This window comes from Faecalibacterium sp. BCRC 81149 (genome assembly GCF_022750605.1).
Lineage (GTDB): Bacteria > Bacillota > Clostridia > Oscillospirales > Ruminococcaceae > Faecalibacterium > Faecalibacterium duncaniae.
Map to the genome: position 1 here is coordinate 1 of NZ_QXJA01000020.1, position 26935 is coordinate 26935.

The 26935-nt window shown below is 54.1% G+C and carries 28 protein-coding genes and 2 pseudogenes; 6 read left to right on the top strand and 24 right to left on the bottom strand.

All coding sequences use genetic code 11. The features are described 5' to 3' along the window. Positions 1-32 precede the first annotated feature (32 nt). The 14 genes and pseudogenes from D3F01_RS14630 to D3F01_RS14695 form a co-directional block, all read right to left on the bottom strand. A complete protein-coding gene (locus D3F01_RS14630; protein ID WP_242889421.1) occupies positions 33-380 on the bottom strand; it encodes a DUF6054 family protein in 348 nt (115 codons plus the stop codon). 173 nt (positions 381-553) lie between these two features. Continuing rightward, on the bottom strand, positions 554-757 hold the full coding sequence (locus D3F01_RS14635; RefSeq protein ID WP_242889422.1) for a transposon-transfer assisting family protein: 204 nt from the start codon (positions 755-757) through the stop codon (positions 554-556). After that, the gene (locus D3F01_RS14640) at positions 747-1262 is read right to left on the bottom strand and encodes a YodL domain-containing protein (protein WP_242889423.1); all 516 of its coding nucleotides are present in this window, start codon (positions 1260-1262) and stop codon (positions 747-749) included. Before D3F01_RS14640 ends, D3F01_RS14635 begins: the two co-directional genes overlap by 11 nt. Positions 1263-1270: 8 nt before the next feature. Continuing rightward, a complete protein-coding gene (locus D3F01_RS14645) occupies positions 1271-2158 on the bottom strand; it encodes an LPD16 domain-containing protein (protein ID WP_242889425.1) in 888 nt (295 codons plus the stop codon). After that, entirely contained in the window at positions 2158-4239 is a 2082-nt protein-coding gene (locus D3F01_RS14650) for a DNA topoisomerase 3 (protein ID WP_347568008.1), read from the bottom strand. The genes D3F01_RS14645 and D3F01_RS14650 overlap by 1 nt, the downstream gene beginning before the upstream one ends. Before the next feature lie 61 nt (positions 4240-4300). Next, on the bottom strand, positions 4301-5035 hold the full coding sequence (locus tag D3F01_RS14655) for a DUF4366 domain-containing protein (protein WP_242889429.1): 735 nt from the start codon (positions 5033-5035) through the stop codon (positions 4301-4303). Beyond that, positions 5019-5291 carry a DUF4315 family protein gene (locus tag D3F01_RS14660; RefSeq protein ID WP_015536499.1) on the bottom strand — a complete coding sequence of 91 codons (273 nt, stop codon included), beginning with the start codon at positions 5289-5291 and terminating at the stop codon, positions 5019-5021. The genes D3F01_RS14655 and D3F01_RS14660 overlap by 17 nt, the downstream gene beginning before the upstream one ends. A 12-nt stretch (positions 5292-5303) precedes the next feature. Further along, positions 5304-7043 (bottom strand): C40 family peptidase, encoded by a 1740-nt coding sequence (locus D3F01_RS14665; protein ID WP_242889431.1) that lies wholly within the window; start codon positions 7041-7043, stop codon positions 5304-5306. Then, on the bottom strand, positions 7036-9405 hold the full coding sequence (locus tag D3F01_RS14670; RefSeq protein WP_242889433.1) for a VirB4-like conjugal transfer ATPase, CD1110 family: 2370 nt from the start codon (positions 9403-9405) through the stop codon (positions 7036-7038). Before D3F01_RS14670 ends, D3F01_RS14665 begins: the two co-directional genes overlap by 8 nt. Continuing rightward, a complete protein-coding gene (locus D3F01_RS14675; RefSeq protein ID WP_044960449.1) occupies positions 9380-9742 on the bottom strand; it encodes a PrgI family protein in 363 nt (120 codons plus the stop codon). Before D3F01_RS14675 ends, D3F01_RS14670 begins: the two co-directional genes overlap by 26 nt. A gap of 15 nt (positions 9743-9757) precedes the next feature. Further along, complete coding sequence (locus D3F01_RS14680) at positions 9758-10624, bottom strand: VirB6/TrbL-like conjugal transfer protein, CD1112 family (RefSeq protein ID WP_242889434.1); 867 nt, start codon at positions 10622-10624, stop codon at positions 9758-9760. 228 nt (positions 10625-10852) lie between these two features. Continuing rightward, entirely contained in the window at positions 10853-11068 is a 216-nt protein-coding gene (locus D3F01_RS14685) for a Maff2 family mobile element protein (RefSeq protein WP_015565185.1), read from the bottom strand. Positions 11069-11203: 135 nt separating this feature from the next. Next, positions 11204-11419 (bottom strand): Maff2 family mobile element protein, encoded by a 216-nt coding sequence (locus D3F01_RS14690; protein WP_015565186.1) that lies wholly within the window; start codon positions 11417-11419, stop codon positions 11204-11206. A gap of 137 nt (positions 11420-11556) precedes the next feature. Then, positions 11557-11805, bottom strand: a pseudogene (locus tag D3F01_RS14695) (conjugal transfer protein TraG); the annotation flags it as partial. A 141-nt stretch (positions 11806-11946) separates the two neighbouring features. Here D3F01_RS14695 and D3F01_RS14700 point away from each other — a divergent pair. The 5 genes from D3F01_RS14700 (at position 11947) to D3F01_RS14720 (ending at position 17154) form a co-directional block, all read left to right on the top strand. Continuing rightward, positions 11947-12129, top strand: a complete 183-nt coding sequence (locus D3F01_RS14700) for a helix-turn-helix domain-containing protein (protein ID WP_055219551.1) — start codon at positions 11947-11949, stop codon at positions 12127-12129. Continuing rightward, on the top strand, positions 12126-12791 hold the full coding sequence (locus tag D3F01_RS14705; RefSeq protein ID WP_129873158.1) for a response regulator transcription factor: 666 nt from the start codon (positions 12126-12128) through the stop codon (positions 12789-12791). The genes D3F01_RS14700 and D3F01_RS14705 overlap by 4 nt, the downstream gene beginning before the upstream one ends. Continuing rightward, complete coding sequence (locus D3F01_RS14710; protein ID WP_055219555.1) at positions 12788-13702, top strand: HAMP domain-containing sensor histidine kinase; 915 nt, start codon at positions 12788-12790, stop codon at positions 13700-13702. The genes D3F01_RS14705 and D3F01_RS14710 overlap by 4 nt, the downstream gene beginning before the upstream one ends. 113 nt (positions 13703-13815) lie before the next feature. After that, on the top strand, positions 13816-14484 hold the full coding sequence (locus D3F01_RS14715) for an ABC transporter ATP-binding protein (RefSeq protein ID WP_055219593.1): 669 nt from the start codon (positions 13816-13818) through the stop codon (positions 14482-14484). 12 nt (positions 14485-14496) lie between these two features. Further along, positions 14497-17154: an ABC transporter permease gene (locus D3F01_RS14720; protein WP_154265427.1), complete on the top strand. Its 2658-nt coding sequence runs from the start codon at positions 14497-14499 to the stop codon at positions 17152-17154. Positions 17155-17235: 81 nt separating this feature from the next. Here D3F01_RS14720 and D3F01_RS14725 read toward each other — a convergent pair whose 3' ends face one another. The 7 genes from D3F01_RS14725 to D3F01_RS14755 all read right to left on the bottom strand — a co-directional run bounded on the left by D3F01_RS14725 (position 17236) and on the right by D3F01_RS14755 (position 23713). Further along, positions 17236-18885 (bottom strand): recombinase family protein, encoded by a 1650-nt coding sequence (locus D3F01_RS14725; RefSeq protein ID WP_129873162.1) that lies wholly within the window; start codon positions 18883-18885, stop codon positions 17236-17238. A gap of 72 nt (positions 18886-18957) precedes the next feature. Next, a complete protein-coding gene (locus tag D3F01_RS14730; protein WP_173014769.1) occupies positions 18958-19125 on the bottom strand; it encodes a hypothetical protein in 168 nt (55 codons plus the stop codon). A 267-nt stretch (positions 19126-19392) separates the two neighbouring features. After that, positions 19393-20751, bottom strand: coding sequence for a virulence-associated E family protein (locus D3F01_RS14735; protein WP_129873165.1), 1359 nt, complete (start codon positions 20749-20751; stop codon positions 19393-19395). Next, a complete protein-coding gene (locus tag D3F01_RS14740; protein ID WP_242889435.1) occupies positions 20711-21397 on the bottom strand; it encodes a CHC2 zinc finger domain-containing protein in 687 nt (228 codons plus the stop codon). The genes D3F01_RS14735 and D3F01_RS14740 overlap by 41 nt, the downstream gene beginning before the upstream one ends. Before the next feature lie 15 nt (positions 21398-21412). Continuing rightward, positions 21413-22657, bottom strand: coding sequence for a serine/arginine repetitive matrix protein 2 (locus tag D3F01_RS14745; RefSeq protein ID WP_129873169.1), 1245 nt, complete (start codon positions 22655-22657; stop codon positions 21413-21415). Positions 22658-23130: 473 nt separating this feature from the next. Then, positions 23131-23436 (bottom strand): hypothetical protein, encoded by a 306-nt coding sequence (locus tag D3F01_RS14750; protein ID WP_015544885.1) that lies wholly within the window; start codon positions 23434-23436, stop codon positions 23131-23133. Further along, positions 23420-23713 carry a hypothetical protein gene (locus D3F01_RS14755; RefSeq protein ID WP_055221216.1) on the bottom strand — a complete coding sequence of 98 codons (294 nt, stop codon included), beginning with the start codon at positions 23711-23713 and terminating at the stop codon, positions 23420-23422. Before D3F01_RS14755 ends, D3F01_RS14750 begins: the two co-directional genes overlap by 17 nt. 362 nt (positions 23714-24075) lie before the next feature. On the opposite strand from D3F01_RS14755, the gene D3F01_RS14760 reads away from it, so the two are divergent. After that, positions 24076-24924 carry a helix-turn-helix transcriptional regulator gene (locus D3F01_RS14760; RefSeq protein WP_129873171.1) on the top strand — a complete coding sequence of 283 codons (849 nt, stop codon included), beginning with the start codon at positions 24076-24078 and terminating at the stop codon, positions 24922-24924. A 121-nt stretch (positions 24925-25045) separates the two neighbouring features. On the opposite strand, the gene D3F01_RS14765 is transcribed toward D3F01_RS14760, so the two are convergent. From D3F01_RS14765 to D3F01_RS14775, 3 genes and pseudogenes are all read right to left on the bottom strand, one after another. Then, positions 25046-25327: a DUF6809 family protein gene (locus D3F01_RS14765; RefSeq protein WP_129873173.1), complete on the bottom strand. Its 282-nt coding sequence runs from the start codon at positions 25325-25327 to the stop codon at positions 25046-25048. A gap of 13 nt (positions 25328-25340) precedes the next feature. Continuing rightward, positions 25341-25718 carry a TnpV protein gene (locus D3F01_RS14770; protein ID WP_129873175.1) on the bottom strand — a complete coding sequence of 126 codons (378 nt, stop codon included), beginning with the start codon at positions 25716-25718 and terminating at the stop codon, positions 25341-25343. A 97-nt stretch (positions 25719-25815) separates the two neighbouring features. Then, positions 25816-26853: pseudogene (locus D3F01_RS14775) on the bottom strand (type IV secretory system conjugative DNA transfer family protein); the annotation flags it as partial. Positions 26854-26935: the final 82 nt, after the last annotated feature.

Sequence of the window (26935 nt, forward strand, 5' to 3'; positions counted from 1 at the left end):
TGAATATAGCGTCAAACCATCCAAAAAACATTTTACTCCTCCAAAATTTCTTCCAGCAGGTCCTTTACATCGTCCAGAAAAGATTCTTCTCCGAGGGTGTTCACCTTGAAGAACACCGCCTGACTGCCGCCTGCGGTGATGGCAGACAGGCGAATCGGACTGTCTCCATTCTGGAACAGGGTCAGCGTCAGGCTCAGGCGGTTGCCGCCTATCATGCTGTACCGCTCAAACACACGGACACTGCACCGGGCGTCGCCTTCTTTGAAGTCACTGCCTGCTTCCAGATTGGCCGACCAGCTGCTGTCCGGAATCTCCTGTTCCAGCTTCCGGAGCAGCTGGTCAAAATTCTGATTCCAGATGGTCTTTTCAAAGATTGCCATAATGGTTCCTACGTTCTGACAATTAAAAATCGGTCCCTTATTTTTGATACGAGCAGAGCCACAGGAAAATTGCGGAGAAATCGCTTGAAGAGAGGAATTTTGTCTAATTTGATTATAGCATATCTTTTGGAAGAACAAAATACTTTATGTACGCCGCCCGCAGGCGGCAATAATCAGTCCGGGGGAAATTCCAACTCGCCAAACTCCGCATCGGTCAACAGTTTCAGCTTTTCGATAACACCTTCCGACAACTCCCGCAGGGCGGTTTCATCGGGCATCAGATAGCACTGCATCAGCCGCAACTCGTGTACCAGCCCCAGCCGGGTGCCGGTGTTGTAGAGCATCATCAGGGTCAATTCCTCGTGGTCAAAGTTCATGTTCAGCCCTCGCTTTCCGGCATCCAGTTGGGTTGCACTCCGGGGCATCGCACTTCTCCTTGAGCATTTGCAGAACAGAAGAGTGCTCCGGCTTTTTATCCAGAAACCCCGGCAGCTCCTTGAAGCCGATGCTGTCCACATAATGCACAGACACTTTGCCATTGCGTTTGAGTGCGATCACATCGCTGACCGACAGGCTGTGCCCCTCAAAATCCTGCGGACGGGAGAGGTTGAACATCTGAAATAGTTCTTCCAAAATCTCGTTGTTCGGCACATCCTGCCACATGGCGGGCAGATCAGCATAGTAGGTGAGCTCGTAATGCTCCGGGTCGGGCGTTTTGCCCCGACGATGCAGTTCCCGCATGGAAGCAAATCTTTCATCGAGGATTTTTTCGTCATGCCGCAGCTGCATCACCATATAAACATCGCACCCCGCATTCAGAAACTTCTGCGGGATGTCCGTCATGGGTTCACCGTCAAAATTCTGGTTCCATTTTTGCTGCATCGTCCACCTCACAGTTCTGGCGCAGAACGTGCAGACGATTTTGGCGCAGACGTATCACTTGCCAGTTCTGCCAGCTTTTCCAGTGTGGAAGGGCGGTGGTCTGTACGCAGTTCCTCGGCTTCCGCAACTTTATCCATGACGGCATCGTAGTCCTGCAACAGCCGCCGCCCCTTTTCCATGTGGTGTGCTTCCAGAATCTGCTCACGGGCTTCCTGAATGGTCAGTTCCGGGGCATCCAACTGCCCGCCGTCCATCACAGAATAATCGCTGTGGTAGAGGGTGTAGTCCCATCCATCCTCACAAGACTGGATGGCAAGGTAGCCTTTGCCGCCCAGTTCCCACGCCGCCTGCTCGTCCTGTGTCTGAATCTCCGGGTAGAAGTCGGCATGGTTTCGTTCCATGACCTCGGCAAACTGGCAGATGTGGAACACATTGCCCAGACCGCCCATGTCAAAGTGGTAATCATCCAGATGTTCCAGCCGTGCCGTGAAGCTGCGCCCATCCGGGTAATCCACCTGAATCACGCCGCCATTTGGAATGCGGTAGAGATCGTCATAGTGGCTGTTGATGAGACGAATATCCTTCGGCAGCGTTTCCGGCTCCCAGATGCGCCGTCTGCCGATGCCCGCCTGCGGGATGTTTTCGAGGATCTTTACGCTTTCCTGTTGGATGACCTTGCGGTCATCGTCCGAAAGTGCAAACAGATACCAGTTCCGGGCGGCAGGGATGGCGTTCCGTCCATCGGGCGGCAGATTCTTTTCCGAGATCTGCCCACTTTCCAGCGGCTCACCAGTTACCTTGTTGTAGGTGGCAAAGCCGACCCCTGCACCGTTCTCCCGGAGATGCAGATAGCGTTCATCGTTGATAAGGTAGACCGCTTCTTTTATCTGCTCCATCAGCAGCCACCCTCAAATTCCAGAGAAAACTTGCTGCGGCCATCGGCTTCACAGGACAGCAGCACGGTGGCATTGTAGGTCTTGCCCTTGGCACTCTTGCAGTCCTTCAGCCGGACACGCCCATCCCGCAGCAGCTTGTCCGCCACATGGGAATCCAGTCGCTTACCCAGACGCTTGAAGAACGCATTGTCCTTCCACAGCACGAAACGGCACTCCCTGTTCTCACAGAACCAGCCCTTTTCACGCTCCACAACATTTGCACCGCAGTTCGGACAGACACCAATGATTTTGTTTTTCATAAGCGCATTTACTCCTTTTTTCATTTCTGTATTCTTTACCAGTTCGGTAATCATCGTATTGATCTCAGTCATAAAAGTTTCCGGTTCCATTTCGCTGCGCTCGATTTGCAGCAATTTCGCTTCCCAGTCAGCCGTCATATCCGCAGACTGGATTTCTTCGGGCATCACGGTGATGAGGGCTTTGCCCTTGTCGGTGGGCAGAAGCACCTTGGTTTTCTTGGTGCCTTTCCGTTCCAGAAAGCCCTTCTGTACCAGTTTTTCAATGGTGGCGGCTCTGGTTGCCGGGGTGCCGATGCCCTGACGTTCCACACCCTCCGGCATACTGTCTGCACCAGCGGTTTCCATTGCATGAAGTAGAAGGTCCTCGGTGAAATGCTTTGGCGGGGACGTTTGACCCTCCTTCAGTTCGGCGTTGAGAATGCCGCACTCGTTTTCCGCTGCATTGGGCAGGGCAGTGAGTTCCTGCTTCCGGTTCAGGATGTCCGCCAGCACCTTGCGCTCCACCGCTTTCCAGCCTTCCTCCAAAACCTCCTTGCCCTTGGCGGTAAATTCCTCCCCGGCGCATTCGGTGATCAGCAGGGTCTCCAGATAACGGAAGGGCTTGCTTACCGCCATCAGCGTCCGGGCGATGATGAGCTTCAGGACGTTCTGCTCGCCCTTGGGCAGTGCGTCCAGATCTGCTTGCAGCATACTGCGAGTGGGCAGAATGGCGTGGTGGTCGGTGACTTTTTCCCGGTTGACGGTGCGCCGTGTCCGAGGCACAGCCTCGTCCACATCTGCCGAGGTAATGTCGAGAAAACCCTCCAACTCCTCAGTCAGTTCCTCCAGCATCTCCTCGTCATCGTCGGTGATATAGCAGCTATCAGTTCTGGGATAAGTGGTAAGTTTCTTCTCATACAGGCTCTGTACATAGTCCAAAGTCTGCTGTGCGCTGTACCCCAGCAAGCGGTTAGCGTCCCTCTGAAGGGTGGTCAGATCATACAGTGGTGGTGGATTCTCGGACTTTTCCTTGCGGGTGATGCGCTGGATCGTTGCTACCATCTCCTTTCGGCAGGCTTTCAACAGGTTTTCAGCAACGGATTTTTCAGGAATGCGGCGGCTGGATGCCGTGCAGCCGCTGGTCAGTTCCAGATCCACCGTGTAGAATTTTTCCGGGGTAAAGGCGGCGATGGCGGCTTCTCGCACCACCGTCATGGCAAGCACCGGGGTCATAACACGCCCCACCGCCAGCGGCTGACCGTACAGGCACGAAAAAAGCCGGGATGCATTGATGCCGACCATCCAGTCGGCGCGTTCCCGGCAGAGTGCTGCGTTGTACAGCGCATCGTATTCAGTTGACGGTTTGAGGTGGGCGAACCCTTCCCGGATAGCGTTTTCCTCCATGCTGGACAGCCATAGACGAGAGAAGGGCTTTTTGCACTCCGCTTGCTGGTAGACAAGTCGGAAGATCAGTTCTCCCTCCCGTCCGGAATCGCAACTGTTCACAATGCTGTCTACGTCCGGGCGGTGCATCAGTTTTTGCAGGATGCCAAACTGTTTTTTGGTGGACGCAGACACCAGATACTGCCACTTTTGCGGCAGAATGGGCAAATCTGCAATGCTCCACTTGACGTATTTGGCATCGTAGACATTAGGCGGAGCCAGTTCCACCAGATGACCCACACACCAGCTCACCAGATAGCCGTTGCCCTCAAGGTAGCCGTCCTGACGGCTGGTGGCACCGAGGACTTTGGCATAGGACATGGCGACGGACGGTTTCTCCGCCACGATCAATTTTGCGATAAGAATTCCTCCAATCTGTTTCGGATTGCAATATGTAAGGCGGCAAACGCCGCCAATAGAATTATTCTTCTGCGTTATCCTCCTCGCCGGTCTCCTCCGGCTCATCCTCCACAGGGATTTCAAAGTCGCCCTTGTCCTCAGTGTAGTTTGCATCGGGGTCAAGGGCTTCTTTTTCTGCCTGCTTTTTCTGCTTCTGCTTCATAAAGGTGTAAATGCCACCGCCAGCAACCAAACCGACCAGTGCCAGTACGCCTAAGAACGTAGTAGCATACTTCGTAACTTTGTTGCCACCAGTCTGTTCAGAACCGGATGCCGCCGCTTCTTCCGCAGCCTTTTTCGCATCCTCCTCGGCCTGTTTGCGCTCCTGTTCTGCCTGCGCCGCCGCTTCTTTTTCAGCGGTGTAGGCATCGGCATCTTCATCTTCCATCAGGGAAAGAAGGTCGGCTTCGTCCACAAGATTCATGAAATGAACGGTGTTTTCCCCCTTGTCGTTGCGGTCGATGACCAGATAGAATGTGTTGCCAGACTTCGACACCAGCGTGATGAACTGCTGCCCGCTGCCATCCGAATAACTGGTGTGGTAATCGTCCACCATCGTCAGATTGCCCTCCGGGGTCAGAGCACCGGTTTCCTCATCGGTCACGGTGACCACATCTTCTTCATAGGTGGTAGAAGTCAGGACGGGCTGTTCCACTTCCTCCACAGGCTCACCGCCATAGGCAAAAGCAGGAGCCGCCATGCCAGCGCACAGTGCCACCGACAACATCAGGGCACAGAACTTATTCATCATCTTCATTATCAGATTCCTCCTTGTTGAACGTAGCACCGACTGCGGACAGCGCAGCCGGGGTCGGGGTGGAAGTTGCAGACTGGCGCAGCAGGGCGGCAAGCTGTTCCGGCGTGACCTTGGCGGTGCGCACCATCTCGTTGACCTCGGCAGCTTCTGCTTCCTGAATCCGCCGCTCAAGGCTTTCAATGCGAGTGTTGATCTTAATGCGACGCTCCCTTTCCTTTTCCAGAGAAGCGCGCAGTTTATCGAGTTTTTCGCTCATTTCTTCCTCCAATCATTTTGAAAGCCGTCCAAAACCGGACAGGTATTTCTGCCAGTAGGACGAGTGAATATCAGCATACTTTATGGGGTCTCCGGCAGACACCATCTTGCCGTTTCCAAGGTAGATGCCCACATGACTTTTCCCCGGCGTATCATACGTTCCTTCAAAGAAAACAAGGTCGCCGGGCTTTGCTTCGGCTTCGGAAATGTGCTGGCTCTTGTTCCACAGACCGTTGGCGGTGGTGCGCCCCACATTGTAGCCGTTCTGGTTGTAGACCCAGCAAACGTAGCCGGAGCAATCAAACCCGGTTTCCGGGGTAGAACCGCCCCAGACGTAGGGCGTGCCCACATACTTTTGCGCCTCCTTATAGATAGCGGCAAACTCGCTGTCCGTCAGGGCTTCCGCAGGAACCTGATAGTCGATGCCGGGTGTGCCGGAGCCATCGGAGCCACCGGGCGGCAGACCGCCGTTGAACAGATAAGGCCGACCACCCAGCGTATCCTGAAAGATCTCATAGCGTTTCCACTGGTCGTTGTCCAGTTCCTCCCGGATAACCACTTCCAGCCCTTTATTCACCAATTTGGTGTGGAAGATGCGGTACTCATAGGGCACCTGCGTAGGGACTGGGATTCCTGCCGGACTGATGACCCAGACGGTCTTATACCGTATCTGCACCTCCACCCATGTGGTCAGCTTGTACTGCTTTTTGAAGGTCTCCTTCAACTTGCCCTGCACCTCTGACCGGGTGTAATCGTCATAGAGAGTCGTGAGAAAAGAGGTCAACTGCCATGGGTCATGCTCGATGGGGTCAAGGTGATACTGGTACTCGTTGTAGCCGGGGTGGTCGGTGGGGGTGCGCTTGATCTTTTTGTCCAGCTCCTTTTCCAGCTTCTTGTAGTCGGTTTCGGCTCCCCGGATGTCCCGGTCCTCTGCGGTGTAAATGGTCTGACCGGATACCTGCGTGGTGCCTGAAAACAGAATGGAACAGGACGAAAATGCCGACATGACCAGCAGCAGGAGCAAAAGAAAAACGCCCACGATCAAAAGAACGTGCGCGTTACTTTTTGCAAAATTGGCAATGCCGTTGACTGCGGTACTGACCACCGATTTTCCTTTGTCGATGACCTGTTCCATGCCAGACTTCGCAGCAGTGGTGCCATTGGATACCGCTTTGCCGCCTGCGGTCTGTGCCGCTGTACCCGAATGGGCGGTGGCATAGTGACTTTTACGGATTTCTTGCCGCTGTTTCCAGCGTGAAAGCCAGTTGGAACTGCCCTCGCCGGTGCCGGATGCGCCTGCATCTTGTGCCGCAGGCGGCTTCTGCACGGAAGATTTTGCGGTTCGGGCCCTTTTCTTGCCCTGCATCTTGGCTTTCTTTTTCAGCTTTCTGGCGTAACGGCTCTTGGAAATATCGTGGGTAGTCTCGGCAGCTTTTTCGCCCTCGCTTAAAGCCTGCGTGCCCACATTGTCGTCCTCGTACTGATCAATCTCTCGATGTGCCGCAGACCGGGCGGCAGCAGCGGCATACATAGCACGTTTCTGCTGCTTTGTCATGCGGGATGCTTCATCCGGGGTTATCTCGGCTTTGCCAAAACGCAAATGCTGAGATTTCTCCGCAGCTTTGTCTGCATCCTGTTTCAGTTTCTGCTTTTTGGGCACCGACTGCTCCACTTTAGACTTTTTCGGAGGGGAGCGCGTAGCCGTGCGCTCCTTTTCCTCCTCGAATTTCAGCTTCGGCTGTTTCTCACTCATGCTTTTGCGCCTCCGCAACTTCGGAAAGGCGGGTCGTAAGGATGCGGTAGAGTTCAAGGTCTTTCGGGAAGTGGTCAACAAAGGGCAGGATCACGTTGCCGAAGAACAGCAGCCCTTCACCCTCACCGGAGTGAGTGACGTAGGAAAGCTGATGGGGCGAAATGTTCAGCTGCTTCGCCAAAATCTGCCGGTCTCCGTTCGCTTGATTGAGCATATAAACGAAGTCCGAGTTCTCAAAAATATTTGATACTTCGGGGCTTGCCAACAGGTCTTTGACGTTCTGCGTTAGGGCTGTCGGAATGCCGCCCCACTTACGGAAACGCTTCCAAATCTCCACGGAATAAGCAGCAGTCTGCTCTTCCTTCAAGAGCAAATGGAACTCGTCTGCATAGTACCGGGTGGATTTTCCAGCACTGCGGTTGGCGGTCACGCGCCCCCACACGGCATCCTGTACGATAAGCATACCGAGTTTCTTCAACTGCTTGCCAAGCTGCTTGATGTCAAAACAGACAATGCGGTTATTGATATCCACGTTGGTGTGGTGGTTAAAAATGTTCAAACTGCCCTTGACGTAGATTTCCAGCGCAGCCGCCACATGGCGGGCTTCCGGTTCGTCTTGCGTCAACAGTGCATTGTACAGATCTTCCAACAGCGGCATATTTTCCGGGGTGGGATTCTCGAAATACTTGCGATAGATCACATGGACGCAGCGGTCAATGACCGTCTTTTCCACCGGCTGCAAGCCCTCTTTGCCGCCCACCACCAGTTCGCACAGGGACAGCACAAAGTCGGCTTTCAAAGCCAGAGGGTTATCCTCTTCCGAGTAGTTGCTGTTGATGTCCATCGGGTTGATATATTGGGTGCTGGCAGGGCTGATGTGGATGACCTGCCCATGCAGACGCTCCACCAGCGGAGCATATTCTGCCTCCGGGTCGCAGATGATAATATCATCGTCTGTCACGAGGAATGCGTTGCAGATCTCACGCTTTGCGCTGAAGGATTTACCGGAACCGGGAGTGCCCAAAATCAGACCGTTGGGGTTCTTCAGCTTTTTGCGGTCAACCATAATCAGGTTGTTGGACAGGGCGTTCAAGCCATAATACAGGCTTTCCTTGCCATTGTCGAACAACTCCTGTGTGGTAAACGGCACAAAGATTGCCGTGCTGCTGGTGGTCAGACCGCGCTGGATCTCGATTTGGCAGTCTGCCAGCGGCAGCGAGGACATAAGCCCCTGCTCCTGCTGAAAATCGAGGCGGCATAATTCGCAGTTGTGCTTCTGGGCAATGCTGACTGCCTGAAACACGTTGGTTTCCAGTTCCTGCTCGGTTTTCCCGGTGTTCAGCACCAGAAAAGTAACAAGGAACATACGCTCGTTTTGCGACTGCAATTCTTTCAGCAGGGCTTTTGCATCCCGCCCATAAGTCGCCAAGTCTGACGGCAGCACGTCCATGTCGTATCCGGCGCGGACGGCTTTCTTCTGCTCCTCGATCTTGCTGCGGTCGAGTTCGGTGATGGTGTGCTTGATGGTTTTGATGGCCTTGTTCTGGTCAACGGACTGGATGTGCATGGTGACAATCTGGCTGGAATCCATGTCCAGAAAATCCTTCAGCAACTGGTCGCTCAGGTCGGAGGCTGTGATGTTCAGGAAGCTGACCGCCCCGAAGATGCCGCCCATCTGAAAGGTACGGCTGTTCTTAAACGCTAGCGCAGTGGGGGCAATGGCATCCTTTACGGACAGACCACTGGGCACAAGGTCTTTCCAGTTGAAGTGGAACTTGTTGGCTCCATCCATGTTCAACATCCCGTGCATCAGCCGCAGACGTTCCGTACCGTCCAGCGGCTTTGCCAGAACGCCAAGCCGGTGGAAATTGTTCATCAGGTCGTTCTGGATGTGCTCCAGCCGAGGTTTGACCTGCGCCATGCTGTCGCCCTCGATGCCGTAGGTCAGAAACTTCGTTTTGGTCAGACCGTTGTTGCCCTTGGAAAGCTGCTGCCGCAACATCTGGCTGTACTCGGCTCGCACATCATCAAAGCCATCCTGCTGGTACGGGATGCGGATGGACTTCTCGAAGTCTGCCGAATCGGTGGCGGTATTCACGAAAGACAGTTCAAAGTGGATAGAGCTGTCGAAAAAGTTGAGAAAAGAGCACCATTCCTCAAAGATGGCGGTCTTGTCCTCCTGCTGCGCCAACTGATAGTTGATATCCTGATACTGGATGGTGCGGGTGTAGTAGCCGGGACGGACACGGCAGGTACCGTCCTCAAACATCCGCTGGAACGGGATGCTTTCCTGTGCCGTGTGGGGCACTGTGGGCTTGGGCGGCTTTTTGCCGTCTTTATTCTTTTTCAGAAACGGAATCATGGGCGTCATCTCCCTTCACAAGCAGTGCATAGTAATTGCGGGTCTGGTACGGACGCACCTTCGGGCGAACAAAGCGCGCCTGAAAGTAGTACCGCAGGATCTTTTCAGCCGGCTGACCGTTTTTCTGGTACATGGCCAGAAAGAACATGGGCAGCATGACCGCCATCATGCCGAGGGTAGCACCGGAATTGCCAGCGGTGTCCCGCAGAACAAAGAACAGCGGCACGCCTACGACTGCCGCTGCACCAAAACAGATAAGCTGCCGGGCGGTCAGGTTGAAGGCTACTTTGGACTTCACCTTGCTGAAATCGCGCGGCACGGAAATATAAGCTGCCAAAATTTCACCTCCGAATCAATGGGCACCCAGCAGAGTTTTGGCGACAGAGCTGGTCTTGAACAGCGAGAAGTAGAGCAGCACCGTGTACCCCACGATGCTCCAGATCGAGTTGATGGCATCCCCGGATATTGCAACATTCTGGAGCAGAACAGCGTAGATCGCCACGCAGATCAGGATCAGGAAACCCTGAAATCCCAGCGCGAACAGAGAACGAAGATAGTTCTGTCCCACATGGGATTGCTCGTGGTTGCCCCATGTTGCCATGGGCACCGGGGCAAGGCTGACCATCATGTAGATCTCAATCATTCTTCCGTAGACGATGACGAAAATCACGATGGACAGGATGCGCATAGTGATGCCGATGAAGAAGGACTGCAAGAACAGCCCGAACAGTGGGCCTACGTCCATCTGCATCATGCTGGATTGCAGCATGGAAAGCCCGATGTCGTTGACCCTTGTGTTGCCGGAAATAATGCCGCTGGAATTTGCCACCACCTGCTGCGTCACGTCGAACACCGCCATGATGATGTCAAACGTATTCGAGATCATCCAAACCGAAATGGCAGTTTTGAAGATCCACTTCAAAATCAATGCCGGTTCAAACTGTGCCATGTTGTTATGCTGGGTGATCATCTGAATCAATTCATAGCAAGCAATAAAGGTCAAGATCACGCCTGCAATGGGTAGCACCACATTCCGGGAGAGAGCTTCGATCATAGCAAAAACGCGCGGTTCAAAACTGGATGGTTTGGTGCCGACTTGCTGTGCGATGCCGCCCACTTGGGTGTTCACATCATCAAACAAGCCGGAAAGATTGGACATGATTGCCGCTGTCAGCAGCGACTTGATCCAATCAGAGATCGCTTTGAGAACTGTTTCCACTCAGCGCCACCACCTATCAAGAAAAATGGTTGATAAGGGTCTTGAGCAGGTTGAGCAGAAAAATAAGGTGAGTCAGAATCTGCATAATAGCACCGTCCTTTCAGAATAAAGGTGAATATTCGATTTGCAATGCGTTTCCTCTTTATAATAAGAATCCGTTTGCCACGGTGGGGCTGGAAAAGCTTGCAAGTAAATATGTACAGGGCGGCAGACGCCGCCCGGAAAAGATCAGCCGAACAGACCGCTCAGCAGGGGGATCAGGGTGATACCGATGAGGGCAACGCCGCCGCCAGCCATCAGCTGCTTCATACCCTGACTTTTTGCGGATGGGTTATCGCCGCCGTAACCCTCCATCAGGTTGACGGCACCCCACACGCCCAGACCGGCACCCAGAGCAACCACCAGAGTCTTCAGAACGTCCACTGCACTGTTAAAGAATTCCATAGTAAAATCTCCTTTGGTTTGAAAAAAGCGACCCTGCACACATCTGAAATCCATTTGTTAAAGCGCCGTAAGCTGCGGCGAGAGTTAATTTACTGGCGTACTTATGGGTCAAACTGTGTTTATTGCGAGAGCGAATTAGCCGAACAGACCGGACAGCAGGGGCACCAGAGTAATACCGATCAGGGCAACGCCGCCGCCAGCCATCAGCTGCTTCATACCCTGACTTTTTGCGGAGGGGTTATCGCCGCCGTAACCCTCCATCAGGTTGACGGCACCCCACACGCCCAGACCGGCACCCAATGCCACGACCAGAGTCTTCAGAACGTCCACTGCGCTGTTAAAGAATTCCATAGAAAAATCTCCTTTGTTTTGAAAAAGTGACCCTGCACACACCTGAAATCCGTTTGCAAAAAGCCGAAAACCACGGCGAAGGCTGATTTTCCGGTGTACCTGTTGGGTCAATGGGTAAAAAATAACCGCTCGTCTTATCAGGCGGGCGGGAGTGAATCAGCATCCACCATGACAAAGGTATCGTCTGGGTGGATTTTTTCTTTTCGGTTCAAGAACTTCTCGATATCGAGGGCGTTCTTGGGGGCATAATCGGAGGTGTACTTATAGTTCGGGTGCTGGGTCAGGTCGTACTTGTCGCTCAAAAACGGGCGCACACCCCGCAGTTGCAGGATGCACTTGCCGCCATCCAGCACCGCCAGTTCATCCCGGCTCATAAGTTCTTTGCCACAATGTCAAGTGATGAATTAAAAAAAGCTATCAAAGAAATCCTTCTTCGATAGCAGCGTATTCAACATCTATTCACATTTCCTGCCTTGCGTTCTTCGAGCTAATGAAATATAATGAAAGAAATTGTCGGAGGTATGAGCATGGACTACATGACACTCAAAGAGGCAAGCGAAAAATGGGGCGTTTCGTCCCGTCAAGTCAACTATTACTGCGTCGAGGGGCGTATTCCCGGCGCTGTGAAAATGGCCGGTGTTTGGCTGCTTCCTAAAGATGCTGTAAAGCCGGTCGATGGCAGAACAAAGGAAGGGAGAGCACAGAAGTGAGTCGAATTTTGCTTTTAGAAGACGATGAAGCGCTGGGGCGTGGTATTTGTATGGCACTTGAAACACCAAACTGTACCGTCACACATTGCAGCACACGTCTCCAGGCAATCAAGATTTTGCAGGGCGTAGTTTTTGATTTATTGATTTTGGATATTAACCTGCCAGACGGCAGTGGGCTGGAACTGTTGCGAACACTGCGACAGAATGGCACCTCCACACCTGCTATTTTGCTTACGGCTAATGATTTGGAACTGGATGAAGTTACCGGTCTGGAAGCTGGGGCAGATGATTATATTACCAAGCCTTTCTCCTTGGCAGTGCTCCGGGCCAGAGTAAATGCCCAACTGCGGCGCTCTGTCCCGGTAAAGCAGGAACGGATCGAATTGAACGGTTTCATCCTCGACTTCACACGGATGGAGTTTTCCAAAGAAGGGACAATCATCGACCTTTCCAAGACAGAACAGCGCCTGTTGCGCCTGCTGGTGGAGAACCGGGGCCGCACGTTACCAAGAGAATTGCTGCTTGAAAAGGTGTGGGACGGCGGCGAGTTTGTGGATGAAAATGCCTTATCTGTGGCGGTGCGGCGCCTGCGCGGGAAGCTCGGGAATGCCCCGATCAGAACTGTGTACGGGGTTGGTTACACTTGGGAGGTAAGCAAATGACAGCTTTGACCTGGGTGTTGCTGGCTTTCGCTGTCATTGGGCTTCTATTTGGGCTCTGGCAGTGGACGGCCCGGCGCAGAACCGTTCAGCGGCTGGATAATATGTTGGAACAGTCTATTTCCAGTGGTTTTACCGAGGAACATTTTGATGAAACAGAACTGTCTGCGCTGGAGACAAAATTTGCTCGCTTCCTGCGCGGCTCTGCTCATACGCAAAAAACGATGAAAACCGAACAGGAAGCGGTGAAAACACTGATCTCCGATATTTCCCATCAGACGCGCACACCCATCGCAAATTTACTTGTATACGCTTCGCTTTTGACGGAAAGCGATCTGTCGCCGCGTCAGCGGGAACAAGTCCAGGCGCTGCTAACACAGGGGGAGAAACTGTCATTTCTGATTCAGACTCTGGTTAAGGCTTCGAGATTGGAAACAGGTATTGTGGTTCCAACTCCCACACTGGGTCCTGTGGCTCCTTTATTAGAGGCGACTGTCGAACAGGAAAGACCTGCGGCGGAAAAAAAGAAAATCACCTTGCAGAACCTTCCGTTTGTAGGCGACGCCTCCTTTGACCCGCGCTGGACAAGCGAAGCCCTTGGCAATGTTGTAAACAACGCGGTAAAGTACACACCCGCTGGCGGAAGGGTTACCGTATCTGCACAGATGCTCGAAACCTTTTGCCGGGTGGACGTGACGGATACGGGCCCCGGTATTCCAGAAGAAGAACAGGGCGGGATTTTTAACCGCTTCTATCGTGGTACGTTAACGCACTCGGCGGAGGGGCTTGGCCTGGGACTTTACCTGGCACGGGAAATTCTGTCCCTTCAGGGCGGTTATATCAAAGTATCCTCCAAACCAGGAAACGGAAGCACTTTCTCACTGTATTTGCCTCGTGCGTTGAATCGGATATGAAGAACAGGAAATCTTTCAACTCTGTTAGATTTGAGAAAGGCTCAGGAAAGAATTATGTGGTAAAGTCTGTATTGTCAAAAGGCAATGCAGACTTTTTTGTGGAGGTATACAAGATGACGATTTTAGAAACCAAAAACTTAAAGAAATATTACGGAAAAGGAGATACGCAGGTAAAAGCACTGGATGGTGTCAATCTCAGCGTGGAGGACGGGGAGTTCGTAGCCATCGTGGGCACCAGCGGCTCCGGCAAGTCCACCCTGCTCCACATGCTGGGGGGCCTGGACCGGCCCACTTCCGGCTCCGTCACCGTGGACGGGAAGAACATCTTCTCCCTGAAGGATGAGGCACTCACAATTTTTCGCCGCCGAAAAATTGGTTTTGTATTTCAAAGTTTTAACCTGGTGCCGGTGCTGACGGTGCGGGAAAACATCGTTTTGCCCATCCAGTTGGATGGTGGTAAAGTAGATGAGCGCTATGTAGGTGAGGTAGTCACCGCCTTGGGGCTGGAAAAGAAGTTGAACAGCCTGCCGGGGCAGCTTTCCGGCGGCCAGCAGCAGCGGGTGGCTATCGCCCGTGCCTTGGCGACCAAACCGGCCATTCTCCTGGCCGACGAACCGACCGGAAACTTGGACAGCCGTACCAGCCAAGATGTACTGAGCCTGATGAAGGTGACGGGCCGGAAATTTTCCCAAACGATGGTCATGATTACACACAACGAAGAAATTGCCCAACTCTCTGACCGAATTGTCCGCATTGAGGATGGGCGGATTGTGACACAGTAAGGGGGGAGAGCCATGAAAGTTTCAAATCGAAAATGTGTTCGCCATTTGGCGTGGAAAAGCCTGCTGGCAAGCCGCACGCGCAATCTGATTGCCATTGTGGCTATCGCCCTGACAACGATGCTGTTTACTTCTCTATTCACCATCGCCTTGTCCATCAACGATGGGTTTCAGCAATCCAATTTTCGACAGGTGGGCGGCTTCTCCCACGGCGGATTTAAGTACATGACCCAGGCGCAGTTTGATGAACTGAAGGATGATCCTCTCATCGGCCAGTGGGGCGAACGGAGATACCTGGGTATGCCTAGGGAGGCGCCTTTCAATAAAGCTCATGTGGAGGTGAGCTTTGCCGACGCCAACGAGGCCCACTGGATGTACTGTGACCCGGTGGAAGGCTCTTTGCCGCAGGAGGGCACCGACCAGGCTGCTACCGACACCCATGTACTGGAACTGCTGGGCATAAAGCCGGAGATCGGGGCCGAGTTTACCCTCACTTTTGATGTAGATGGACACGAAACCACTCAAACCTTCACCCTCTGTGGCTGGTGGGAATACGATGAGGCCATTGTGGCGAACCATGTCCTGATTCCCGAAAGCCGGGTGAACGAAATCCTGGCGGAAGTGGGCGTAGATCCTGACAGCCCTGATGACGGCATGACAGGCCGGTGGAATTTGGACGTGATGCTGAAAAGCGACTCCCGACATATCGAGCGGGATTTGAACCAAATTTTGGAAAACCACGGCTACCAGAGCGAGACCGCTGGGGACAATTACATTGATACCGGCGTCAACTGGGGCTACACCGGGGCCCGGATGTCCGACATTGTGGACCCCATGACGGTCATGGCCATTGCCGGGGTAATCCTGCTTATCGTTTTCACCGGGTATCTCATCATCTACAATGTGTTCCAGATCTCGGTGGCCGGGGATATCCGGTTCTATGGCCTTCTGAAAACCATCGGCACCACCCCCCGGCAACTGCGGCGGATCATCCGTCTGCAAGCCCTGACCCTCTCTGCTGTTGGTATCCCCATCGGGCTGGTGATCGGCTGGCTGATCGGCGGGCAGCTAACCCCGGTGATTGTGGCCCGGCTCAACGGGATTATGCCAATGACCTCTGTAAGCCCCTGGATCTTTGTCGTTTCCGCGGCCTTCGCACTGCTGACGGTGCTGATCTCCTGCCGGCAGCCGGGACGGATGGCGGCCAGGGTCTCCCCGGTGGAGGCAGTGCGCTACACCGAAGGCAGCAGCGAAAAGACCCGTGTTAAGGGCCGGAAGGCCCGAAAGGTCAGTCCCTTCACGATGGCCTGGGCCAACCTGGGCCGCAGCAAGGGAAAGACCGTGGTGACGGTGCTGTCGCTGTCACTGGCGGTGGTGCTGCTTACTGTGACGGTGAACTTTGCCGGTGGCTTTGATATGGACAAGTATGTGTCCAATTTCACCGCCAGCGATTTCATTGTGGCCAATGCTGGAAAATTCCAGACCAGCACCCTGTTCAGTGCGGAACAGGCCGTGCCCCAGTCCGTCATTGATGACATCGACGCCCAGGGCGGCATCACCGACAGCGGCGTGGTGTACGACCAGACCTCTCCTGTGCTGGAGTACGTCACCGAAGACTGGTTCCGGCAGAACAAGCAGAACTTCTACACCCCGGAGGAGATGGACAACCTGATACGCCTGACTGATAAGAACGAGGCGGGCCTGCTGGCCGACGGGGTTCAGATCTCCGGTATGAGCGATTTTGCCCTGGACCACCTGACGGTGCTGGAGGGAGATTTGTCCGCCCTCTACGAGCCGGGCAGCCGGGCTATCGCCGCCGTATACTCAGAGGACGATTATGGAAACGCAGACATGGCCTCCCACTGGGCCCGGTTGGGGGACACCGTCACCCTCCGCTATGTGGAGGAGAGCGAGTATTACGACCCAGACACCGGCGAGGTCTGGGCTTCCCTGGAGGATGTGCCGGACGGGGCCAACTGGGTGGAGCGGCCGGTGAAGTACCGGGACGTTGACTACACCGTGGCGGCCCTGGTGACGGTGCCCTTCGCCCTCAGCTACCGCTACTATGGTAGCGATGAGTTCATCCTGAACGACGAGACCTTTGTCCAGGACACCGGCACGTCGGATGTGATGTACTACGCCTTCGACACCACCGACGAGACCAACGCCGCCATGGAGTCCTTCCTGGCGGATTACACTGAGAACGTCAACCCGGAGCTGGACTACGAGAGCAAGGCCACCTATGCTGGGGAATTTGAGAGTATGCGCTCCATGTTCCTGCTGCTGGGCGGTGCGCTCAGTTTCATCGTTGGGTTGGTCGGTGTGCTGAACTTCTTCAATGCCATCCTGACTGGCATCATTGCACGTCAGAGGGAACTGGCGGTGCTCCAGGCCGTGGGCATGACCGGACGGCAACTGCGCGCTATGCTGATCTGGGAAGGATTGCTGTACGCTCTGGGGGCGGCAGGGCTGGCTCTGATTTTGACGCTGACGTTGGGCCCGATTGCCTTCCAGGCGGTGGAAGGACTATTCTGGTTTTTTACCTACCATCTGAACCTCACGCCCTTCCTGTTCATCATCCCTCTCTTTGCCTTGCTTGGGGCTGGTATTCCTGTTATCACCGGCCATGAGATGGCAAAACGCACCGTAGTGGAACGGTTGCGGATGGAGTAAACCCAATCAATATAATGCTGCCGGACGACGGCAAAATAAAAGCCCCATCCCTCAATGGTTGTGAGAGATGGGGCAAACTATTTACGCTGCAATCTCCGGGATTTCCCCGACAAAGTTATACACGATCCTGACTTCCTGCACCTTCTGGCCGTCCACCTTCTTAACCTCGCCGATCAGGATTTTACTGATAAGCCGGTTCAGCACTGCCTCATCCAGTTCCTCGATGGTGGCATAGCGCCGGATTTCCTTGATGAAGGTGCGGACTTCACTCTCCTGGGTATCCGCCCGGCTCTGCATCATTGCCAGGTCATGCAGGCGCTTCTGGTTGGATTCCTGCTCTTGTTCCAGCGCCGCCGTCAGCTTCACAAACCGCTGCTCGGTCAGGATGCCTTTTGCCTTATCGGTATACAGGCTCAGAAACATCCTGTCAATTTCCTGATTCCGGGCTTCCAGCCGCTGGCGTTCTTTCTCCGTCTGAGAAGCGTCCACCAGATACCGGCGCTCCATTCGGCGGCTGAGCCGCTGGTAGAACGCATCGGCGTCCTTCATGGCCTGCGCCGCCAGTTCCTGTATATCCTTCAGCACCAGATTGTACAAACCCCTTGCCTCGATTTTGTGGCTGGAGCAGACCTTGCAGCCCATGCGGTTGTAAGTCTGGCAGATATAGTACGCCTTGTCAATCGGTTCCCGCATCTTGCCGGTGAAGCGGTTCTTTCCGGTTCGGCCCACCTTCTCATACCGCACCTGCATGGACTTCCCGCAGGTGGCACAGTAGACAAGGCCGTGGAACAGGTTGTAGAAGGGGCAGGAATTACCCTGAATGGTCGGCCTGCGGTCAATCAGTTCCTGCACCTGTTCCCATTCCTCCGGCGTCACAATCGCCTCATGGCAGCCCTCAATCACTTCCCACTGGTCACGGGGGATAATGTCATAGGTGTTGGAGCGGATGCCCTTCTGGTGCGTCCGAAAGACCAGATGTGCGCCTTTATAGAAGGGATTCCGCAGGATATGGCTGATTCTCGCCCCGCCCCAGGAATAATAGTTGGCGTCAAACTCCGTGTTGGCCTTGACATGGGTGATGGGGATTTTTTCTTCCATCAGCCGTTTGGAAATCCTCATGCAGCCCAGCCCGTCCAAGGCATAGTCATAGATTTTGCGGATGATCGGCGCTGTCTCCGGGTCAATAATGAGATGCCCTTTGTCCTCTGGGTCACGCATCAGGCCGAAGGGCGGCGTCCCTCCGCAGAATTTTCCCTGCCGGGAGCGGGTGGTAATGCCCGCCAGCACCTTTTTGGAAATATCCCGGCTGTACATATCGTTCAGGATATTCTTAAAAGGCGTAATGTCCATCTCCTGACGGGTCAGGCTGTCCACGCCGTCCGTGATGGCGATATAGCGCACATTGTGTTTGGGGAAAAAGATTTCGATATAGCTGCCAGCTTCGATATAATTCCTGCCGAGTCTGGATAGGTCTTTGGTGACCACGCAGCCGATTTTCCCCGCCTCAATGTCAGCGATCATGCGCTGGAACGAGGGACGATTGAAGTTGCGGCCCGTATAGCCGTCATCCACATAATACTCATACTGGAACATCCCATGCTTTTCTGCGAAATCCCGGAGCATGAGTTTCTGGTTGCTGATGCTCATACTCTCATTGTCGCCGCCGTCATCCAGAGAGATTCGGCAGTAGAGAGCGGTGATTTTCTCATAGACTTGTTTTTTCCTGCTCATAGCGTTCTCCTTCTATGAACAGGGACACGATACCATTATAGTACCATGTCCCTGTCCCTGAATCAACCGTTTTTACGCAGCTTTTTCTGCCATTTCCCGCTGATGCCGCCATTCCTCGAAGTGTTCGCAGGTCTGGCGCTCAATGAGCTGCTCAAAGACTTCCCGCATGGACTTCTCCCCGGAGAACTCCCGCACCACCACAAAACGGACTTTATTCTTCTGATTTTTGCTTTTTTCCATAGGCTACCTCCATAGAGAGACAGGCCGGACGGCAGCACCGGCAACGAAGTCCGGCAACGAACCTCTGAAAACCTGTAAACTACCGTCTGGCCTGTAAATCTTACTTTGTGAATTTTCTTGAAAAATCTCGTTGCTTTCGTTGCCGGAGATAAAGATAATGATTAAAATATCCCTTATTTACTGGTTTTTCCCGCATCCAGACAGGGAAATCCCCGGCAACGAACCCGGCAACCAAGCGGCAACCATCCCGGCAACTGACCGCCATTTTCAGGCGATCCACTCCTTCGGAAGTTCCAACTGGAGGCATTCTTCCTCGCTCAGTTCCACAAATCCATCTTCGTTGCCGGGCAGTTCGTTGCCGGAAACGTCCCGTTCCCAGCCCTTCTGCCTGCCATATCCGGCAAACATCCTCGGATTGGAGAACGGCTTCCAGCCCGTCACCACCGTGTTCATGATCTCGTTGATATTGTGAAGCTGCCACCGCTTCGGCTCGTCATAGGTGTGGCCCAGCGCCTCCTTGAAAAGCTGTTTGGAGCAGACCATGCTGCCGGTGTAGTGTTCCAGAAAGCCCTGTATCTGCCCGGCCTCCGTGTCCTCCGGCATGAAATCCTTCTGCACCTCCACAAGCTGCCGCTGGATGGACTTGTTGAATTTCATGGAATAGTGGCCGCTGCGGTAAATCGTCATGGCCTCCGCCCAGACCTGCAACAGGTAGGCTCTGGAAGCGTCCTCGTCCTCCAAAATGTGAACCTCCGCATTCTCCGGGTAAATCATGATGGGAAGGAAACGCCGGTTCCCGGCCCGGTCAAGGGGCAGGAAGTCCAGCGTGTTGGAAGAACCGCCGAACACACACTGCCGCAGCCGGTCTTTGGGCTGGGCCTCATAGGGTGTGCGGTAAGTTTCCTTCTGGCGGCTGATAAATGAACGGATTTCCTCAATGCTTTTGGCGCTGCTGGTAGCCAGCATCTCCGACATCTCGATGATCCAGTGTCCTTGCAGCTTCAAAAACACCCTGTCATCGTCCAGCTTTTTCAGGTCATCGGAGAACCACTCGTCCCGGATCGCCAGCAGGCGGAAGAAGCTGGACTTGCCAGCCCCTTGTCCGCCCACCAGACAGAGCATTTCCTCGTATTTGGAGCCGGGGGAAAACACCCGCCGGATGGCCCCCAGCAGGAAGTGCTTCAGCATTTCCTCCACATAGTCGCTGACTTCTGCACCTAAGAAGTGATGGAGACAGGAGCGGATGCGGGGCGTCCCGTCCCACACAAGGCCGTTTAATACATCCTGTATGGGATGGTAGCAGTTCTCATTCGCCACGATGGACAGGGCCGCCGTCATTTTCTTCTCGCTGGTCAGGCCGTAGTTCTGCTCAAAATAGAGAAGTAGATACTTCACATCCGTATCCGTCAGGGCGCTGGTGTTCCTGCGCCAGCCCAAATTCCGCACGATGTCTACCCGGTCAGTCAGGAGGTTCAGCCGTATGGCGTCCCGCAGCAGCGGGTCATGGCAGAACACCGTCCGGCAGTTGCCGATGGTGTTGGCGGGCTGGCCCTTCTCCGTGACAGAGAGGCTTTCCCGCACTTCGTCAACGCTCTGTTCCGGCGCTAAGGCTTCGGCTGCGCTCATGGCGGCCTGCCGGGTGGCCGGCGGTAAACTCTGATATTCGCTGCTCAATCTTCCTCACCTCTTTTCCGTATTCAGCGACCACGCAGGCCCGTTCCTCCATACCGCCGGACAGCAGAATATCCAACAGATACTCCGTATACGGTTTCTTTTGCAGTGCCTCCACAAACAGCGGGTTCCATGCTTCCTCCGGCGTATGCGGGGCATATTCCTTCTCCCAGCGTTCCAGCAGGTGCAGGTAATCGCACAGCACCCGGAAACATTTCTGCTCCGCCTGCCGGTAGCGCAGTTCTTCGCTGATTTTCCGTTTGACCGGCCTCCTGCGGGGCGGGTCATGGCCTTTGGCGTCAAAGCTGACCGAGAAATCTTCCGCCAGCTTCAAGGCCGCCTCTTTTTTGTTCAGCCCGAACAGACGGGCGGTAAAATCAATCACATCCCCGTCCGCCTGACAGCCGAAGCAGTGGAACCGGCGGTCAACCTTCATGCTGGGATGTTTGTCATCATGGAAGGGACAGCAGACCATGCCGTTCCTGCCGACCTGTATCCCGTAAAACTCCGCAGCCTGCCTTGTGGGGACAGCCTGCTTCACCGCTTCAAACACATTCGATTTTCTCACCTCCAGACAAAGAAAAAGGCACCCGGTTTCCACAGAAAATCAGATGCCTCATAACTCCATATCGTGTTTCTTTTTCGGGGCGATCCGCCCCTCCCGTTCCCAACGCTCCCGGTTATCCCGGTCTGCGTTGATCTTTGCCTTTGCCAGCATATCCATAATGGATTCTTTGGCTTTCTTTTTGACCTGCTCCTTTCCGGCCTGCTTGACCTCCGGCTGCATCAGCGTCCGCTGGATTTTCGCCAGAGCAGTCTGCATGACATTTTTAATCTTGTTAATGACCCCATCCAGACGGGCGGCGGCGTACTCACGCTCCTTCTTTGGAGCCTTGCGCTCCGGCGAAAGCACCCATTTTTTCGATTCCTCCACCAGACGAATATCTTCCTTGTGCGTCTCCTGCCTGACGGTATCAGTCACGACCTCCACCGCCTTGTCATAGGCCGCATCGGAAACATCATCTAACAGTGTCTCCACGTCCTCAATTTTGAGCGTCAGTTCTTCCAGCTTCTGCTCCTGCGCCGCCAGTTGCTCCTTCTGTTTCATCAGGATATAATCCTGCTTTTCCAGATACTCCCTCCCACCGTAGGACGGCTCCTGATCCAGATGCAGCCCATGCCGTCTGGCGATGTCAAACAGGAGCGTCCGGCAGACCGCATCAAAGGTCTGCTTGCGGTTGTTGTTCCGGCCTTTGGGCTTCTCCGGGTTTGGGAGAGGGATGCCCAGTTCTTCCAGCGCCTTTTCCTGCTGGGGGCACAGCTCCCCGTAGCGGTTCTCACAGTCAAAGACGTGCCGCTCATGGATGTGGGGCGTCCCCTCGTCCAGATGGAGCGCCCAGTCTAAGATGTGGATATGGGAACCGAAGCGGCGCTCAAATTCCTCATAAAATTCATTGACGATGGAAAAGAGCGTATCCGGCGGGACGGATTCTCCCATCGTGCCGATCTGGTAGATGCTTTCCTCCGGGCAGGTCTTGTTGTTTTTCAGCAAGTCCTCCACGCTGCGGTTGCGCTCCGTGTGCCGGGTTTTCTCATTCCGGGCGTTCTGGGCCTCCACATGGCCGCCGTAATGCTCATAGTAGTACATCCGCTCAATTTCCTCAAAGCTGAAATCCGACTGCTCCGGGTTCTCCCGGAACTCATGGGTGGTAAAGCCCCGGTAGCAGTCCCAGTAGACATTTTGCCTTGCCCGTTCTGCGTCAATGTGTTCGCTGTTCTCCACATCAAACCGGCGGTCATTGTGGCGGGGATTATAGGTGCCATGCTTGCCGGAGCGTCCATTGTGTCGTGTCAGTTTCAAACAGATTTCCTCCTTCCTGCGAAGATGCTGCGGGGCCGGGAAGGGGCGGCGAAGCCGCAAATCCTGCGAATTTTGCGTCAGGTAATACCCAGTACGAGTTGACGCAGGCATCAACTCTCCCTGGGCAAGGCGTTTCACCCTTGACCCGATGGGGCGGCTGCCCTCAACCCGCCAAGGCACTTCGTCCTTGACCCGATAATGGCTGCCGCCCTTAACCCGCCAATGGGCGTTGCCCCTTGACCCCAGCAGTGCGCTGCCGCCCCTGCACCCCGGCACAAAGGGCTGGCTGCCCTCTGTACTCCCGCACCGGCGAAGCTGGCTTCCACCGCAGGAGCGGCGTTTGCCAGTTTCACCGGCTCCGTATCCGCACATTTGCGCCCATAGGCGGGGAGTGGATACGGAATACGCCTGCGGGGATTGCCAGTCAAAACAGCGGGTGCAGACCCGGCATTTTGACCGTAATCGCCCCGATTTCAAGCGATTTTTTCTTCCGCTCCCACCACCTGAAAGCCATGCTCCTTTGCGTACTCCCTTGCGGCGGCTTTCCGTTCCTCGCTGTACGGCGGCACCAGCCGGATCGACAGCCGGGACTTGTCCAGCACATAGGTCACGCTGCCCTCCGGCGTGCTGCGCTCCAACCGGCACAGCAGCGGGTATTTCCGGCTGAAATCAGCCAGCCTGCGCTTCAAGCTGGCGTTGAAGGTGTAGATGCTGGCAAGGTTCTCCGCCTCGTTCCAGTTGATGATAGTTTCTTTCTCATACTTAGACAGCTTCCTCATACAGATCCTCCTCATAATCAGTGTAAGATTTCAGCACACGCAGGCTGCGCTTGAGACGGCGGTACTCGTCCATCTCCATCCGCAGATGGTGGTAAAAATCCTCGTACCAGCTTTCGCCCACCTCCGTCTCCACCTTCCGGGCCAGCCCCAGCATCCGGCGTTTGGCCTCCGGGTCAACCGTCAGGGCCGTCAGCCATTTCAGCCGTGTCACCGTATTGTGGTGGCTGGGACAGCCGTAAGCGTAGAGAATCTTCTTTTCTTTCATACTCAGTGTCATAATGATTTCCTCCATTTCTTTGCTGCGGAGCCATACGCCCCGCATGATAAACTTGTTTCCTGTCCGCCGGTCTGCCTGCAAGCCGCTCCTGCCCGGAATTTCTCCCGGCGTATCGGCCTCTTTGGTGCGCTCGATTTCTGTCCTGGCGTCACTTCCCCGGAGGCCATACCCCTTGCAGCCGGTCATTCGATTTTCAAGGTTCTGTGCCTGTCTGCAAGAACCAGTTTACCGAAAAAAGAGGCCCTTTCCCGTATATCCAAAACGTCGGAAAAACGCTTGAAATCCGCATATTTCCACGCTTATGGAATCGTGCTATAATGGGTGTAATCACTGAAAAACGATAACGAGAGAGGGGGCTTTGGATGTACGCAAAGCTGACAATCCCGGAGCGGCTCAAAGACCTGCGGGTGGTGGACAAGCACCTGACGCTGGAACAACTGGCGGAGCAGACCGGCCTGTCTAAATCCGCGCTGGGAAAATACGAAACCGATGACTACAAGGACATCAGCCCGTTTGCGATTGCAACGCTGGCGGACTTTTACGGTGTGTCCACCGACTATCTGATGGGGCTGACGGAAAATAAAAATCACCCAAACACAGAACTTCAATCTCTGCATCTGAGTGATGATATGGTGGAACTTTTGAGCAGCGGCAAAATCAACAACCGGCTTCTCTGCGAACTGGCTACCCACCCGAATTTCCGGCGGCTGATGATAGATATGGAAATCTGTATCGACCAGATCGCCAATATGCGGGTGGAGCAGATGAATCTGGTGTTGGAGGCCACCCGGCAGACCGTCATGAGCAAATATGCGCCCGGAGAAGATGACCTCTATATGCGGACGCTGGAACTGGGGCAGGTGCAGGAAAGCGATTTTTACAGCCACGTCATGCACGATGATCTGGACAGCATCGTCCGGGACATCCGGGAGGCACACCGCAAGGACAAGACTACCGCCGACCCGCAGCCCACGCTGGATGATGTGAAGGAAAAATTTGAGCAGGCCATAGGACAGGGCAGCGATACAGAAATGCTGATCCACGAGTTCTGCGATAAGTTGCAGATACCCTTTGAGAAGATTTCCTCGGAGGACTTCTCGGCATTCCTGCGGATACTGAGCCTGTCCAAGCAGCTCAAAAGCCCCAACAATATGAGAGGAAAGGCCAGCCCCATCCCGCCCAACCGCAAGGCCAGACGTAAGCGGAAGTAAAATTTCCATATCCGGGAGCGGCAAAAAAGCCATCCGCCGGTTGATTGGCAAATGGCTTTTATGAAGCAGTATTCTGTTGTGGTGGTTGTTCCCAGTTTGGGAACAGCCACTATTGAAGATGCTATTCTTTGTTTTTCTGCGACATCTGCGCATGGGCTTCCTGCTGGACAAGCAGCCCCGCCGAAAAGCCGTATTTGAAGTGGCTTTCGTTTTCCTCACATTGAGCGATTGCCACCTGCTCCCGCAGTTCTTCAACCAGTGCATAGTCCTCTTTGCTCAGACGCTCAGATAAAGTGTCCATCAGGGCGGCACTGGCTTTGACTGCCTGCTTGAACCTCGATGAATCAGCGACCACCGTTTCACAGGGATAAAATCTGCCGTTATACATTTCTTCCAGAATCATGCGCCCACCTCCCTCAGACAAAAATCATCTCAGACAGGATGATTTCCTCTGCCCGGCTGCGGATGCTGTTCATGCCCCCGACCCACGCAAGCTGGTCACGGGCTTTCAGTTCCTCGGTGACACCCTCTGCCTCCTGCATCTGCGAGACAATACACGCCAGCCGGTCAGCGGCCTGTTCGTTCAGGTCAGCAAGATATGTCCAGAGTTTTTCCGACAGAAGCAGTGCATTGTACTGGCCGGGCCGGTGTTCTTGCAGAAACGCCTTGTGCATCCGGCCCCACCGCCCAATGGGGCGGCTTTCCTCCGGCAGCTCCAGATCGGGGATGTAGTAGTCTCCCACCAGCGTGTAGCTGATGCCGTTTTGATGGATTTTCTTTGGTAAATGCTCCATATTCGACCTCCTGTATTCAGTTTTTTCAGAATCCAGTTGATCGTGTCCCTGTTCATGATAAATTCAAGGCAACTGAACTCTTCACGAACAAGTATGGCATATCGTGGCCGAGTTTTTGATAGTTGGTTCCATAGCTTGGGCTATTGCCACGGGTATCAGAATTGTTGTAGCTGTCGATGGTTTCCTTGCCGAGTGCTTCGGCAAGATCTTTCAGGGTGGTAGGCTCACTGCCGCCGAGGAAAATCTGGCTGTCCATGTTGCCCACGATGGTATCCGCGTTATCTTTGTAGATGGCTTTCAGCTGGCTGCGGGTCTGCAAGACCAGACACGCCGAAATCTCACGGCTGCGGATGGTGGCTACCAGCTTTTCTAGCTGCGGAATTTGACCAATGTTGGCACACTCGTCGATCAGGCAGCGGACATGGACTGGCAGCTTACCGCCGTACACATCATCGGCTTTGTCGCACAGCAAGTTGAAAAGCTGGGTGTAGATCATGGAAATCAGAAAGTTAAAGGTGCTGTCCGTATCGCTCATGATAAGGAACAGCGCCGTTTTCCGGTCACCCAGCTTGTCCAGTTCCAGCTCATCGTACATGGTGGCATCCCGGACTTCCTGAATGTCGAAGGGTGCGAGCCGGGCACCGCAGGAAATAAGAATCGACTTGGCCGTTTTGCCGGCAGCCAGCTTATAAAGTTTGTACTGCCGCACGGCAAAGGATTTTGGCTTCTTCTTGCCCAGATCCTCAAACAGTAGGTCAACTGGATTCTGATAGGTTTCATCATCTTCCGAAACCTGCATAGTGTTTAGCATTTCCAGCAATGTTGCGAAGTTTTGCTCCTCGACAGGGGCTTCGTAGTGGAGGTATGCGATCAGCGAAACGAGCAAAAGCCGCTCCGCTTTGTCCCAGAATGGGTCGCCGCCCTGACCCTCACCCTTGGTGTTGGTCATCAGTGCGGTGACGAGCTTCAGAATGTCCTTTTCACTGTGGATGTACGCCATGGGGTTATAGCGCATACTTTTGGAAAAGTTGATGGTGTTGAAAATCTTTAGCTTGTAGCCCTTTTGTAACAGGGCATTGCCGCACTCGATCACGATACTACCTTTCGGAAGCGTTTCGTCAAGACAGAATGTGCATTTTATTTGCAAACATTTTATGAACAACACACATCCTGCCTTGACGGTGGTTTTATCCGCACATGGCGGCGTTGCGAATGTC

What these genes read in the sequence shown, in the direction of transcription:
- D3F01_RS14640 (WP_242889423.1), bottom strand. Translation starts at nt 1,262, where the DNA reads ATGCAGCAAAAATGGAACCAGAATTTTGACGGTGAACCCATGACGGAC.
- D3F01_RS14670 (WP_242889433.1), bottom strand. Translation starts at nt 9,405, where the DNA reads ATGATTCCGTTTCTGAAAAAGAATAAAGACGGCAAAAAGCCGCCCAAG.
- D3F01_RS14755 (WP_055221216.1), bottom strand. Translation starts at nt 23,713, where the DNA reads ATGACACTGAGTATGAAAGAAAAGAAGATTCTCTACGCTTACGGCTGT.
- D3F01_RS14665 (WP_242889431.1), bottom strand. Translation starts at nt 7,043, where the DNA reads ATGAGTGAGAAACAGCCGAAGCTGAAATTCGAGGAGGAAAAGGAGCGC.
- D3F01_RS14655 (WP_242889429.1), bottom strand. Translation starts at nt 5,035, where the DNA reads ATGAAGATGATGAATAAGTTCTGTGCCCTGATGTTGTCGGTGGCACTG.
- D3F01_RS14660 (WP_015536499.1), bottom strand. Translation starts at nt 5,291, where the DNA reads ATGAGCGAAAAACTCGATAAACTGCGCGCTTCTCTGGAAAAGGAAAGG.
- D3F01_RS14750 (WP_015544885.1), bottom strand. Translation starts at nt 23,436, where the DNA reads ATGAGGAAGCTGTCTAAGTATGAGAAAGAAACTATCATCAACTGGAAC.
- D3F01_RS14635 (WP_242889422.1), bottom strand. Translation starts at nt 757, where the DNA reads ATGAACTTTGACCACGAGGAATTGACCCTGATGATGCTCTACAACACC.
- D3F01_RS14645 (WP_242889425.1), bottom strand. Translation starts at nt 2,158, where the DNA reads ATGGAGCAGATAAAAGAAGCGGTCTACCTTATCAACGATGAACGCTAT.
- D3F01_RS14630 (WP_242889421.1), bottom strand. Translation starts at nt 380, where the DNA reads ATGGCAATCTTTGAAAAGACCATCTGGAATCAGAATTTTGACCAGCTG.
- D3F01_RS14725 (WP_129873162.1), bottom strand. Translation starts at nt 18,885, where the DNA reads ATGAGCAGGAAAAAACAAGTCTATGAGAAAATCACCGCTCTCTACTGC.
- D3F01_RS14760 (WP_129873171.1), top strand. Translation starts at nt 24,076, where the DNA reads ATGTACGCAAAGCTGACAATCCCGGAGCGGCTCAAAGACCTGCGGGTG.
- D3F01_RS14715 (WP_055219593.1), top strand. Translation starts at nt 13,816, where the DNA reads ATGACGATTTTAGAAACCAAAAACTTAAAGAAATATTACGGAAAAGGA.
- D3F01_RS14700 (WP_055219551.1), top strand. Translation starts at nt 11,947, where the DNA reads ATGGACTACATGACACTCAAAGAGGCAAGCGAAAAATGGGGCGTTTCG.
- D3F01_RS14690 (WP_015565186.1), bottom strand. Translation starts at nt 11,419, where the DNA reads ATGGAATTCTTTAACAGCGCAGTGGACGTTCTGAAGACTCTGGTCGTG.
- D3F01_RS14765 (WP_129873173.1), bottom strand. Translation starts at nt 25,327, where the DNA reads ATGATTCTGGAAGAAATGTATAACGGCAGATTTTATCCCTGTGAAACG.
- D3F01_RS14720 (WP_154265427.1), top strand. Translation starts at nt 14,497, where the DNA reads ATGAAAGTTTCAAATCGAAAATGTGTTCGCCATTTGGCGTGGAAAAGC.
- D3F01_RS14685 (WP_015565185.1), bottom strand. Translation starts at nt 11,068, where the DNA reads ATGGAATTCTTTAACAGTGCAGTGGACGTTCTGAAGACTCTGGTGGTT.
- D3F01_RS14770 (WP_129873175.1), bottom strand. Translation starts at nt 25,718, where the DNA reads ATGGAGCATTTACCAAAGAAAATCCATCAAAACGGCATCAGCTACACG.
- D3F01_RS14735 (WP_129873165.1), bottom strand. Translation starts at nt 20,751, where the DNA reads ATGAGCGCAGCCGAAGCCTTAGCGCCGGAACAGAGCGTTGACGAAGTG.
- D3F01_RS14710 (WP_055219555.1), top strand. Translation starts at nt 12,788, where the DNA reads ATGACAGCTTTGACCTGGGTGTTGCTGGCTTTCGCTGTCATTGGGCTT.
- D3F01_RS14730 (WP_173014769.1), bottom strand. Translation starts at nt 19,125, where the DNA reads ATGGAAAAAAGCAAAAATCAGAAGAATAAAGTCCGTTTTGTGGTGGTG.